The sequence below is a fragment of the Pseudomonas sp. 210_17 TE3656 genome (genome assembly GCF_054821965.1).
Genome location: NZ_JBTRBC010000001.1, coordinates 1,865,974 through 1,878,734, shown reverse-complemented (window position 1 = coordinate 1,878,734; position 12,761 = coordinate 1,865,974). Strand labels below are relative to the sequence as shown.

The window sequence follows — 12,761 nt, the reverse complement described above, 5'->3', positions numbered from 1 at the left end:
GTGGGGGGTGGTCTTTCCTGTCAGGATCGCTAGACTCGAAAGGCTGTCTTTTATCCACTAGCTGGAAGCAAACCATGAACAACAATAATAGCCTGCTACGCCACATTCCGTGGCTGGCGCTGGCAGTCATAGGAGCCTGTGCGCTGGGTGTGGTCGCCCTGCGTCGTGGCGAGGCCATCAACGCCTTGTGGATCGTCGTCGCTTCGGTGGCCATTTACCTGGTCGCCTACCGCTACTACAGCCTGTTCATCGCCACCAAGGTGATGCAGCTGGACCCACGTCGGGCTACCCCGGCGGTGCTCAACAACGATGGTCTGGACTATGTACCGACCAACAAACACATCCTTTTCGGTCACCACTTTGCCGCCATCGCTGGCGCCGGCCCATTGGTCGGTCCGGTCCTGGCCGCGCAGATGGGCTACCTGCCCGGCACGCTCTGGCTGATTGCCGGCGTGGTGCTGGCCGGTGCGGTGCAGGACTTCATGGTCCTGTTCCTGTCCACCCGCCGCAACGGTCGCTCGCTGGGTGACATGGTCCGCGAAGAAATGGGCCGGATTCCGGGCACCATTGCCCTGTTCGGCTGCTTCCTGATCATGATCATCATTCTCGCGGTGCTGGCGCTGATCGTGGTCAAGGCCCTGGCCGAGAGCCCATGGGGCATGTTCACGGTGATGGCGACCATTCCGATCGCGATGTTCATGGGCATCTACATGCGCTACATCCGCCCGGGCCGTATCGGCGAGATCTCGCTGATCGGCGTGGTGCTGCTGTTGCTGTCGATCTGGCTGGGGGGCCAGGTTGCCGCTGATCCGGTCTGGGGCCCGGCATTCACCTTCACCGGTGTGCAGATCACCTGGATGCTGGTGGGTTACGGCTTTGTCGCTGCGGTACTGCCGGTGTGGCTGGTGCTGGCGCCACGAGACTACCTGTCGACCTTCCTCAAGATCGGCACCATCGTTGGCCTGGCCATCGGTATCCTGATCATCGCCCCCGAGCTGAAAATGCCGGCGCTGACCCAGTTCACCGACGGTACCGGTCCGGTATGGAAAGGCACCCTGTTCCCGTTCCTGTTCATCACCATCGCCTGTGGCGCGGTGTCGGGCTTCCACGCGCTGATCTCCTCGGGCACCACGCCCAAGCTGCTGGATAACGAAACCAACGCCCGTTACATCGGTTACGGCGGCATGCTGATGGAGTCGTTCGTGGCGATCATGGCCATGGTTGCCGCTTCGGTGATCGAGCCGGGCGTGTACTTTGCCATGAACAGCCCGGCGGCAGTGGTCGGCTCCGACGTGGTGTCGGTGGCGCAGACGGTCAGCAGCTGGGGCTTTGCCATCACGCCTGATGCGCTGGAAGCGGTGGCCAAGGACATTGGCGAACACACCATCCTCGCCCGTGCCGGTGGTGCGCCGACCCTGGCGGTGGGTATCGCGCAGATCCTGCACCAGGTCCTGCCGGGTGAAAACACCATGGCCTTCTGGTACCACTTCGCGATCCTGTTCGAGGCGCTGTTCATCCTCACCGCAGTGGACGCCGGCACCCGTGCCGGTCGCTTCATGCTGCAGGATTTGCTCGGCAGCTTCGTACCGGCGCTCAAACGCACCGAATCGTGGGGTGCCAACCTGCTCGCTACTGGCGGTTGCGTGGCGCTCTGGGGCTACCTGTTGTACCAAGGTGTGATCGATCCGTTGGGCGGTATCAACACCTTGTGGCCGCTGTTCGGCATCTCCAACCAGATGCTCGCCGGCATCGCGCTGATGCTCGGTACCGTGGTCCTGATCAAGATGAAGCGCCAGCGCTACATGTGGGTCACGCTGCTGCCAGCTGTATGGCTGCTGATCTGCACCACCACCGCCGGCTTCATCAAACTGTTCGATCCGAACCCGGCGGTCGGCTTCCTGGCACTGGCCAACAAGTACAGCGTGGCGCTCGACGCCGGGCAGGTACTGGCACCGGCCAAGGATATCGGCCAGATGCAGCACGTGATCTTCAACGCCTATACCAACGCTGGCCTGACGATCCTGTTCCTGTTCGTGGTCTTCAGCATCCTGTTCTTCGCCCTCAAGGTCGGTATTGCCGCCCTGGGTAAAAAAGAACGGACTGACAAAGAGTCCCCGTTCCAGGCGCTGCCAGATGCGTAATCCAAGAGGAATGCAGTGATGTTCAACGATCTCGGTCGACTGGGTAAGTACCTGGGGCAGGCAGCCCGCCTGATGGTCGGCATGCCCGACTACGACAACTACGTCGAGCATATGCAGACCAAGCACCCGGACAAACCGGTGATGAGCTACGAGGCGTTCTTCCGCGAACGCCAAGAGGCCCGTTACGGTGGCAAGTCCGGGCCCAAGTGCTGTTGAACGACAGCTACTGACGGCAGTTGAACCTGTGGGAGCCCGGCTTGCCGTGCTCCCACAGTCATTTTCAGTTCAGGAGATTTTCCGTTTGCACGCGCCCATTCCGGTAACAGTACTCAGCGGTTTTCTGGGGGCCGGCAAGACCACCTTGCTGCGCCATCTGCTCAAGGCCGAACATGGCCTGAAGATCGCTGTGATCGAAAACGAATTCAGTGACGCCGGCATCGATACCCAGTTGCTTGGCGATGAACCGGTGCAGGTCATGACCCTGGCCAACGGCTGTGTTTGCTGCAGCATCCACACCGACCTGACCAAAGCCTTGTACCTGCTGCTGGAGCGTCTGGACGCTGGCGAGATCGCCTTCGACCGCCTGGTGATCGAGTGCACGGGCCTGGCTGATCCGGCGCCGGTGGCCCAAACCTTCTTCATCGACGAGGAACTGCGCGAGCGCTACATCCTCGACGGCATCATCACCCTGGTCGATGCCGCCCACGCCGAGCAGCACCTGACCCAGGCGATCGCCCAGGCCCAGGTAGGCTTTGCCGACCGCCTGCTGGTGAGCAAGACCGACCTGGTCGATGCTGACAGCTTCAAGGCGTTGAGCGATCGGCTGGGGCGCATCAACCGCCGCGCACCGATCCGGGTGGTCGAGCACGGTCGTATTGATCTGGCCGAACTGCTTGATGTGCGAGGTTTCAACCTCAATGCCGACCTCGGTGGCGGCCTGAGCCTGCGTCCGGTCAGCCAACCGGTCACGCCGGATCGCATCTCCAGCCTGGTGCTGCGCACCGATACGCCGCTGGATATCGACCGGCTCAGCGACTTCATGAACCAGTTGCTGGAAGACCATGGCAAGCAGTTGTTGCGCTACAAAGGTGTGCTCAGCATTGCGGGTGAGGATCGCCGCCTGGTGTTCCAGGGCGTGCTGAAGCTCTATGGTTTTGACTGGGATACCGAGTGGGCAGAAGGGGAGACGCGTGAAAGCGTGATGGTGTTTATTGCCGATGATTTGCCGGAGGCGAAGATCCGCGAAGGGTTTGAGGCCTTGTCGTCGGTGGGAGCGGGCTTGCCCCGCGATGCTATGTGACTGACAAATCGTAATCGCGGGGCAAGCCCGCTCCTACCGAGGGCGCCAAAAAAAGCCCGGCTCAAGAGCCGGGCTTTTTCACATCAAGCGACTGCGATCAGTTGCCGTATACCGGCAGCTTGGCGCAGATAGCCTTGACCTTCTCACGAACGGCGTCGATCACCGCTTCGTTGTTCAGGTCAGCCAGGATGTCGCAGATCCAGCCGGCCAGTTCTTTACACTCAGCTTCTTTGAAGCCACGAGTGGTCACAGCCGGAGTGCCGAAGCGCAGGCCGGAGGTGACGAACGGGGAGCGTGGGTCGTTCGGTACCGAGTTCTTGTTGACGGTGATGAAGGCTTTGCCCAGGGCAGCGTCAGCATCTTTACCGGAGATCTCTTGCTTGATCAGCGACAGCAGGAACAGGTGGTTCTCGGTGCCACCGGAAACCACGTCGAAACCGCGCTCGATGAACACACCAGCCATGGTCTGGGCGTTTTTCACGACCTGCTGCTGGTAGGCTTTGAACTCAGGCTGCAGCGCTTCCTTGAAGCAGATCGCCTTGGCGGCGATAACGTGCTCCAGCGGGCCGCCCTGGGCGCCCGGGAAGACTGCGGAGTTCAGCTTCTTCTCGATGTCGGCGTTGGCACGGGCCAGGATCAGGCCGCCACGTGGACCACGCAGGGTCTTGTGGGTAGTGGTGGTGACGACGTCGGCGAATGGTACCGGGTTCGGGTAGATGCCAGCAGCAACCAGACCGGCAACGTGGGCCATGTCGACGAACAGGTAGGCACCGACCTTGTCAGCGATTTCGCGGAAGCGCGGGAAGTCCAGAATCTGCGAGTAAGCAGAGAAACCGGCAACGATCATCTTCGGCTTGTGCTCGACGGCCAGGCGCTCGACTTCGTCGTAGTCGATCAGGCCGTTGGCGTCGATACCGTACTGGACAGCGTTGTACAGTTTGCCCGAAGAGCTGACGTTGGCACCGTGGGTCAGGTGACCACCGTGGGCCAGGCTCATGCCCAGGATGGTGTCACCGGCCGACAGCAGGGCCAGGTAAACGGCGCTGTTGGCTTGCGAGCCAGCGTGCGGCTGGACGTTGGCGTAATCGGCGCCGAACAGTTCCTTGGCACGGTCGATGGCCAGTTGCTCGACCACGTCGACGTATTCGCAGCCGCCGTAGTAACGCTTGCCTGGGTAGCCTTCGGCGTATTTGTTGGTCAGCACCGAGCCCTGGGCTTCCATGATTGCCGGGCTGGTGTAGTTTTCCGAAGCAATCAGCTCGATGTGCTCTTCCTGGCGCTGAGCTTCTTGCTCCATGGCGGCAAAAAGATCGGCGTCGTACTTGGCAATGGTCAAATCACGGCTGAACATGGCGGTCCTCAAGGATCGTGCTGAAATAGGCGGGCATTCTACCTCATCAGCTTTTGTCTGGCATATGAAAGGGCATCATGTCGCAGACAAATGGGGCTCATGAGCGACAAGCTGCAAACCTACTCGAACATAAACAAGGTTTCGTTGCTGAACTGCGCCTCGAACTGGTTGGCCGGCATCGGCCGCCCGAACAGGTAGCCCTGCACCTCGTCGCAATCGTGTTCGCGCAGAAACTCCAGCTGCTCGTGGGTTTCCACACCTTCAGCAATCACCGCCAGGTTCAGACTGTGGGCCATGGCGATGATTGCCCGGGCGATCTGCGCGTCCTGCTCGCCTTCGGGCAAACCATCGACGAAGGTGCGGTCGATCTTCAGTACATCGATAGGGAACTGCTTGAGGTAGTTGAGTGACGAGTAGCCGGTACCGAAGTCATCGACCGCAATGCTCAGGCCGAGCTTTTTCAGGCTGTCGAGGATGACCATCGCCTCGTTGACTTCGCGCATCAGAATACTTTCGGTCAGCTCCAGCTCCAGGCATGCCGGTGGCAAGCCAGTATCCTTGAGGATGGTGGCAATCCGCGTGCCGAGCTGGCCGTCGGAGAACTGCCGCGCCGAGATGTTCACCGAGACCTTGGGCACCTGCACCTTGTCCTGATGCCAGACCTTGAGCTGGCGGCAGGCCTCCTTGAGCACCCAGTCGCCGACATCCACGACCAGCCCCAGCTCTTCGATCACCGGAATGAAGTCGCCCGGCGGCACCAGCCCGCGACGCGGATGACGCCAGCGCAGCAGGGCCTCGGCACCGGTCAGGCGCTTGCCGTCACCGCTGAACTGCGGCTGGTAATAAAGAATGAATTCATTCTGCTCCAGGGCATGGCGCAGGTCGCTTTCCAGTTCCAGGCGCTCAAGGGCGCTGGCGTTCATGTCGGCCTGGTAGAACTGGAAGTTGTTCTTGCCGCGCTCCTTGGCGTGATACATGGCCGTGTCGGCGTTCTTCATCAGCTGGCTGAGTTCGCTGCCGTCCTGCGGGCTCAGGGCGATGCCGATACTGGCGGTGACGAAGAATTCGCGGTTTTCCAGAACGAACGGTCGTACCAGGCTGCCAAGAATCTGCTCGGCGACATTGATGGCGCGGTTCAGGGCCATCTCCCGAGTCGCCCGCGGTTGCAGCAACAGGGTGAACTCGTCACCGCCCATGCGCGCCACGGTGTCATCATCATCGACACAGTCGAGCAGGCGCTCGGCCATGTCCTTGAGCATGCGATCGCCGGCGGCATGGCCGAGGGAGTCGTTGATCGGCTTGAAGCGGTCGAGGTCGAGGAACATCAACACCACCCAGGATTTTTGCCGGTCAGCCTGCTGCAGGGCCGTATGCAGACGGTCCTGGAACAGGGTGCGGTTGGGCAGGTGGGTCAGGGCGTCGTAATAAGCCAGGCGGTGAATGCGCTGCTCACTGGCTTTGCGTTCGCTGATGTCGGTGAAGAAGCACACGTAGCTGGCCAGGTCGCCTTCGTCGTCGAGCACTGCGGTGATGCCGACCCAGGCCGGGTAATGTTCGCCATTGCGACGCTTGAGCCACACTTCACCTTCCCAGGTGCCGCGCTGGTTGAGCTGCTTGAGCACATAGCGCAGGTGCGCTTCCTGGTGTTCGTCCACAGTCAGCATGCTCGGCAATTGATCGAGCACATCGGCCACGGCATGGCCGCTGACCCGGCTGAACGCTTCGTTGGCCTGGACGATATAACCGGCCGGGTCGGTGATCAGGATCGCCGATGTCGAGTGTTCGAATACCGTGGCGGCCATGCGCAGGTCTTTCTCGGCGCGGCGCTGCTGGCTGATGTCGCGGCCGACCCCAAGGATCCCTTCGAAACGCTCCTGATCGTCCCAGACCAGCACCAGGCGCAATTCGATCGGAATCTTGCGGCCATCGGCGCGCAGGCAATCGAACAGGAACAGCTGGTTGGGCAGTTGAGTACGCAGTTGCTCCAGTTGCTCAGGGTTGCTCAAGGCCCGATTGACGCGTTCGACCAGATTATAAATGCCGGTCAACTGCGCAGGGTTGGCAATGGTCGAATGCCAGCCGTTGTCGAAGATCCAGTCGACCTCATAGCCCAGCACAGCCTGTACCGATGGGCTGACATAGTTGAGCTGCAACTGGTTGTCGGTGGAGAAGATCACATCGCTGATGCTTTCGGCGAGCATGCGATAACGCTGTTCGCTGTCGCGCAGCGACTCGCTGGCCTCGATCTGGTCGGTCACGTCCTTGCCAACGCCGATGATGCGGGTGACAACGCCGTTGCCATCGCGGGTCAGGGCTTGCTCACGAATGTCGAAGCGCCGCCAGCGTTGATCGTAATGACGGAAACGCAGTTGGCAATGCAATTGCTCGACACCGCCGGTGTCGAGCAATTGCTGGCGAACTCGCCAATACAGCTGGGCATCGTCCGGGTGCAGGAGGATCTCCCAAAAACGTTCGCCCATCTGTGCCAGTTGGCTACGGTGGTAACCCAGCGTCTGGCCGAGGTTGCGGTTGCTGAAGATCATCTGCTTGCTTTGCACATCTTGCACGTACAACTGGTCAGGCACCGTACGCACGACGTCCGACCAGAAGCTTTCGCGCTCGAGCAACGACAGCTCGACCTGCTTGCGGCTGGTGATGTCGCTGATGCTGAGGATCACCGCTTCATAGTCGCGGCGCTGCTCGGGGAATTTCACCATCAGCCAGAGGTGCAGGTCCTGGCCGTTGGCGATCGGCAGGCGGACTTCCAGTTCCAGCTGCTGCTGGTTGTCCAGCACCGCTTCAACCAGTTGCACACCGATGCCTTCGATACCGGCTTGCGTGCCCTCGACCAGGCAGTTCCAGGCAGCATCGCAGCAGTTGACCCCCAGCAGTTGCAGGGCCACCTGGTTGACCTCGGTGACCTTGAGTTCCTGCAGCAAGACCCGCCGCAGTGCCCTGTCGAAGGCCAGGCGTTGCTGTAAGGCCTGGCGGCTGCGCAGACGATGACGCTGCAGCTGCACAGGCAAGCCGGAGAGGTCGAGCACGCACAGGGCAACGCCAGTGCCTTCGAAAATATCGTGATAGCGCCGACGGCTCTCCTGCAGCATGCGGTGGCGGCGACGCATATTGATCAAGGCAAGCAAGGGCAGCAGGGCGCAGAACAGGCCGAGCAGACACTTGCCGATCAGCGCCGGCAGCAGTTGCTCGCGGGCCAATCCTGCATCGAACAGGCCGCGTAGTTGCCAGGTACTGTTGTCGAGGAACGCGAGCATTACGCTTTGCAGCGGTTCGTCACTGCCCGGCGCCGGTTGATGGCGATTGATGATCTCACCGGTGCGGCTGTTTTCCAGGAGCCACAACGGGTGGTTGGGGCGGTCCAGATGTGAAGTCAGTTCGCTGTAGTAGGCCGGGCCCAGGCGCAGCAGCCAGTAACCCGGGGTATCGCCCGGCTGGCGCAGCAGCAGGTAGATCAGACGATTGTCCGCGCTGTTGCTGTAGTAATGGTCATGGCCCTGGTTGAGCCGCAGCAGCTCATCCACAACATGACGATCCGGGGTGGCGCCGAGGCTGTCGCTGAGCACCTTGCCTTGGGAATCGATCCACACCAGGCTCTGCAAGGCCGGCAGTCGGGCCTGCAGTTTCGCGAGGATATCCGGCAGTTGCGCAGGGCTTGGCGACGAACGGTAAGGCTGAACAATGTTGTGGGCCACCTGCGCCTTGAGCGACATGCTCAGGGCCATGTGATCGGCCAGTTCGGCGCTGGCATTAAGGCTGTGCTGGTACTGGTCGGCCTGGGTGTGGCGGTACTGGTCGACCAGTTGCCAGAGCAGCAAGCCGAGCAACAGCAGGACCAGCAGAGCCAGCGCGCTTTTCAGAGAACCGCGTAATGCAGAGCCGGGTGCGCTGGACGGCGTGCGCAGGGATGTCGGCTGAGTGAGATTGGTCAAGCGATGATCCTGCGGTATGGCTGGATGGCAGGTTTAGAGCTGCTGGCTTGCAAGCGCCACGGTCCCTGGCGGCTACTCTGGTCACGCACTATAAGCCTGACGCCCGAAGGGCGGCTAGCATGCCCGCAAATGTGGCAAAGTGCCAGCCCTGTTCGTCGGCGGTTTGCCCAACAAGGCGCATTGCGGTAGCTTTGGCCCTTTCCTGGGGGCTGCGGCTCCCTTCATTTGTTTCGCGCTCATTTTTTCGTCTCTGACGCTAGGTTTTTCCATGGCTCAATACGTCTACACCATGCATCGGCTGGGCAAAGTTGTCCCGCCGAAGCGGGAAATCTTGAAGAACATCTCCCTGTCGTTTTTCCCCGGCGCCAAGATCGGCGTGCTCGGCCTGAACGGCTCGGGTAAATCCACCCTGCTCAAGATCATGGCTGGCGTCGACAAAGAGTTCGACGGCGAAGCCCGTCCGATGCCGGACCTGAACATCGGTTACCTGCCACAGGAACCGCAGCTGGACCCGAGCAAGACCGTTCGTGAAGTGGTCGAGGAAGCGGTCAGCGTGATCAAGGACGCCCAGGCGCGTCTGGACGAGGTCTACGCCGCTTACGCCGAGCCGGATGCCGACTTCGACAAGCTGGCCGCCGAACAGGCCAAGCTTGAAGCCATCCTGCAGGCCAGCGACGGCCACAACCTCGAGCGCCAGCTGGAAGTCGCTGCCGATGCCCTGCGCCTGCCGGCGTGGGAGGCCAAGGTCGAACACCTGTCCGGTGGTGAAAAGCGCCGTGTGGCGCTGTGCCGTCTGCTGCTGTCGGCCCCCGACATGCTGCTGCTCGACGAACCGACCAACCACCTGGATGCCGACTCCGTCGCCTGGCTGGAACACTTCCTCCACGACTTCCCGGGCACCGTGGTAGCGATTACCCACGACCGTTACTTCCTCGACAACGTCGCTGGCTGGATCCTCGAACTCGACCGCGGCGCCGGTATTCCGTACGAAGGCAACTACTCAGGCTGGCTGGAAGCCAAGTCTGATCGTCTGGCCCAGGAATCCAAGCAGCAGTCGGCCCACGAAAAGGCCATGAAGGAAGAACTGGAGTGGGTGCGCAAAGGCGCCAAGGCTCGTCAGTCCAAATCCAAGGCCCGTCTGCAACGCTTCGAAGAAATGCAGTCGCAGGAATTCCAGAAGCGCAGCGAAACCAACGAGATCTACATCCCGGCCGGTCCGCGCCTGGGCGACAAGGTCATCGAATTCAAGAACGTCACCAAAGGCTATGGCGACCGCGTACTGATCGACAACCTGTCGTTCAGCATGCCTAAAGGCGCCATCGTCGGCGTGATCGGCGGTAACGGTGCCGGTAAATCGACCCTGTTCCGCATGCTCATGGGCAAGGAACAGCCGGACTCGGGCAGCATCGAGATCGGTGAAACCGTGCAACTGGCCTGCGTTGACCAGAGCCGCGAAGACCTGGATGGCAACAAGACCGTGTTCCAGCAGATCTCCGACGGTTCCGACCAGTTGCGTATCGGCACCTACGAGATCCCGTCGCGGACCTACGTCGGTCGCTTCAACTTCAAGGGCGGCGATCAGCAGAAGTTCGTCAAGGACCTCTCCGGTGGTGAGCGTGGCCGTCTGCACCTGGCCCTGACCCTGAAAGAGGGCGGCAACGTCCTGCTGCTCGACGAACCGTCCAACGACCTCGACGTAGAAACCCTGCGTTCGCTGGAAGAAGCCCTGCTGGACTTCCCGGGTGCCGCCATTGTGATCTCTCACGATCGCTGGTTCCTGGACCGTGTGGCGACCCACATCCTGGCTTACGAAGATGATTCGCAAGCGGTGTTCTTCGAAGGCAACTACACCGAGTACGAAGCCGATCGCAAGAAGCGTCTCGGCGAAGCTGCTGCCCAGCCACACCGGGTACGGCACAAAAAACTGGCATAACCCTTCGGGTTTTGCACTGAAACGGGGCCTTCGGGTCCCGTTTTTTTTCGCGGGGCTATGGGAGCGGGCTTGCCCCGAGAATGTATACACTTATACAAATGCACCATTTAATTTCATAAAAACGACATCTCGCTCTGTTCCGGTGCGACTGGTTCTTGGTAGAGTCTGGAAAAAAACCAATAAGTCCAAATCTCTATCTGGTGAAGTGTCTATGATCGAATCCGTCGAAGATTTCCTTGCGCGCCTGAAACAGCGCGACCCTGCCCAGCCTGAGTTCCACCAGGCAGTCGAAGAAGTGCTGCGCAGTCTCTGGCCATTCCTTGAGGCCAATCCGCATTACCTTCAGGCCGGCATTCTTGAACGTATGGTCGAACCTGAGCGGGCAATCCTGTTCCGCGTGTCGTGGGTTGATGACGCGGGCAAGGTCCACGTCAACCGCGGCTACCGTATCCAGATGAGCAGCGCCATCGGCCCGTATAAGGGCGGCCTGCGTTTCCACCCCTCGGTGAACCTCGGCGTGCTGAAGTTCCTGGCCTTCGAGCAAGTGTTCAAGAACTCCCTGACCTCGCTGCCCATGGGCGGCGGCAAAGGTGGCTCGGACTTCGATCCGAAGGGCAAGAGCGATGCCGAAGTCATGCGCTTCTGCCAGGCCTTCATGAGCGAGCTGTACCGCCACATCGGCGCGGATCTGGATGTGCCAGCCGGTGACATCGGTGTCGGCGCTCGCGAGATCGGCTTCATGTTCGGCCAGTACAAGCGTCTGGCCAACCAGTTCACCTCGGTGCTGACCGGCAAGGGCATGACCTACGGTGGCAGCCTGATCCGTCCGGAAGCGACCGGCTATGGTTGCGTGTACTTCGCCGAAGAGATGCTCAAGCGTCAGGACCTGCGCATCGACGGTCGCCGCGTGGCGATCTCCGGTTCCGGCAACGTTGCCCAGTATGCCGCGCGCAAGGTCATGGACCTGGGCGGCAAGGTGATCTCGCTGTCCGACTCCGAAGGCACCCTGTTCTGCGAAGCCGGCATGACCGACGAGCAGTGGGATGCGCTGATGGAGCTGAAAAACGTCAAGCGCGGCCGCATCAGCGAGCTGGCCGAACGTTTCGGCCTGGAGTTCCGCAAGGGCCAGACGCCATGGAACCTGCCATGCGATATCGCCCTGCCGTGCGCCACCCAGAACGAACTGAATGGCGAAGACGCCCGCACCCTGCTGCGTAACGGCTGCATCTGCGTGGCTGAAGGCGCGAACATGCCGACCACTCTCGACGCTGTGGATATCTTTATCGAGGCGGGCATCCTGTTCGCTCCGGGCAAGGCCTCCAACGCTGGCGGTGTTGCGGTGAGCGGCCTGGAAATGTCGCAGAACGCCATGCGCCTGCTGTGGACCGCTGGCGAAGTGGACAGCAAACTGCACAACATCATGCAGTCGATCCACCACGCCTGTGTGCACTATGGCGAGGAAAACGGCCGGATCAACTACGTCAAAGGCGCCAACATCGCCGGCTTCGTCAAGGTTGCCGACGCCATGCTGGCCCAGGGCGTGGTCTAAACCTCAGGCTCGATGGCGACGATCTCGATCGACAGATCCCCTGCCGGTCGTCGCCACAGTACCTCGTCACCGGGCGCAGCTCCCAGCAGTGCCCGGCCCAGTGGTGAGCCCCAGTTGATCAGGCCCTTGCCAGCATCGGCCTGATCTTCACCGACCAACTGCACCTGGTGCTGCTGGTTCTGTTCATCGATAAAAATCACCCGACTGCCAATCTGCACCTTGTCTGATGCGCTCGCCTTGGCAACGACCTGGGCGCTCTGTACGCGGGCAGTGAAGTAGCGCAGGTCGCGCTCTGTGTCGGCCAGGCGTTGCTTGTCGGTGTGCTCGCCCTGGGCCTGCAATTCGCTGTGCAGGGCGTGCAGCTCGACTAGCCGTTGTTGCAACTGGGCCAGGCCCTGGGCAGTGACGTAGTTGGGCTGTTCGCTGATCTTGCGTTCCACCGGCTGGTCGGCCTGGGCGGCAGCCTGGTCTTCGTTGACGAATGCTCGGCTCATTGATGGCCTCCTATGCATAGAGACCATGCTGACAGATCAAGAGGTG

Annotated in this window: 8 protein-coding genes; 5 read left to right on the top strand and 3 right to left on the bottom strand. The window is 61.0% G+C overall.

Features of this window, described 5'->3' with window-relative positions; translation table 11 throughout:
- The first annotated feature begins 74 nt into the window (after positions 1-74).
- The 3 genes from ACVI9W_RS08960 to yjiA all read left to right on the top strand — a co-directional run bounded on the left by ACVI9W_RS08960 (position 75) and on the right by yjiA (position 3,441).
- The gene (locus ACVI9W_RS08960) at positions 75-2,141 is read left to right on the top strand and encodes a carbon starvation CstA family protein (protein ID WP_461529790.1); all 2,067 of its coding nucleotides are present in this window, start codon (positions 75-77) and stop codon (positions 2,139-2,141) included.
- Between the two features lie 18 nt (positions 2,142-2,159).
- Positions 2,160-2,357 (top strand): YbdD/YjiX family protein, encoded by a 198-nt coding sequence (locus ACVI9W_RS08955; protein ID WP_008094130.1) that lies wholly within the window; start codon positions 2,160-2,162, stop codon positions 2,355-2,357.
- Positions 2,358-2,442: 85 nt separating this feature from the next.
- On the top strand, positions 2,443-3,441 hold the full coding sequence (yjiA, locus tag ACVI9W_RS08950) for a GTPase (protein WP_461529789.1): 999 nt from the start codon (positions 2,443-2,445) through the stop codon (positions 3,439-3,441).
- A 97-nt stretch (positions 3,442-3,538) separates the two neighbouring features.
- On the opposite strand, the gene glyA is transcribed toward yjiA, so the two are convergent.
- Positions 3,539-4,792, bottom strand: a complete 1,254-nt coding sequence (gene glyA / locus ACVI9W_RS08945) for a serine hydroxymethyltransferase (protein ID WP_461529788.1) — start codon at positions 4,790-4,792, stop codon at positions 3,539-3,541.
- A 119-nt stretch (positions 4,793-4,911) separates the two neighbouring features.
- The gene (locus tag ACVI9W_RS08940; RefSeq protein WP_461529787.1) at positions 4,912-8,739 is read right to left on the bottom strand and encodes a bifunctional diguanylate cyclase/phosphodiesterase; all 3,828 of its coding nucleotides are present in this window, start codon (positions 8,737-8,739) and stop codon (positions 4,912-4,914) included.
- Between the two features lie 268 nt (positions 8,740-9,007).
- Here ACVI9W_RS08940 and ettA point away from each other — a divergent pair, with 268 nt between their 5' ends.
- Both ettA and gdhA read left to right on the top strand, forming a co-directional pair.
- Positions 9,008-10,672 carry an energy-dependent translational throttle protein EttA gene (gene ettA / locus ACVI9W_RS08935; protein WP_461529786.1) on the top strand — a complete coding sequence of 555 codons (1,665 nt, stop codon included), beginning with the start codon at positions 9,008-9,010 and terminating at the stop codon, positions 10,670-10,672.
- A 211-nt stretch (positions 10,673-10,883) separates the two neighbouring features.
- Entirely contained in the window at positions 10,884-12,221 is a 1,338-nt protein-coding gene (gene gdhA, locus ACVI9W_RS08930; protein WP_422420958.1) for an NADP-specific glutamate dehydrogenase, read from the top strand.
- On the opposite strand, the gene ACVI9W_RS08925 is transcribed toward gdhA, so the two are convergent.
- Positions 12,218-12,715, bottom strand: a complete 498-nt coding sequence (locus ACVI9W_RS08925; protein WP_461529785.1) for a GreA/GreB family elongation factor — start codon at positions 12,713-12,715, stop codon at positions 12,218-12,220. The two genes, gdhA and ACVI9W_RS08925, sit on opposite strands and share 4 nt — an antisense overlap.
- Positions 12,716-12,761 lie beyond the last annotated feature (46 nt).

Coding starts and splice junctions, on each gene's coding strand:
- ACVI9W_RS08960 (WP_461529790.1), top strand. CDS start 75: ATGAACAACAATAATAGCCTGCTACGCCACATTCCGTGGCTGGCGCTG.
- glyA (WP_461529788.1), bottom strand. CDS start 4,792: ATGTTCAGCCGTGATTTGACCATTGCCAAGTACGACGCCGATCTTTTT.
- ettA (WP_461529786.1), top strand. CDS start 9,008: ATGGCTCAATACGTCTACACCATGCATCGGCTGGGCAAAGTTGTCCCG.
- ACVI9W_RS08925 (WP_461529785.1), bottom strand. CDS start 12,715: ATGAGCCGAGCATTCGTCAACGAAGACCAGGCTGCCGCCCAGGCCGAC.
- gdhA (WP_422420958.1), top strand. CDS start 10,884: ATGATCGAATCCGTCGAAGATTTCCTTGCGCGCCTGAAACAGCGCGAC.
- ACVI9W_RS08955 (WP_008094130.1), top strand. CDS start 2,160: ATGTTCAACGATCTCGGTCGACTGGGTAAGTACCTGGGGCAGGCAGCC.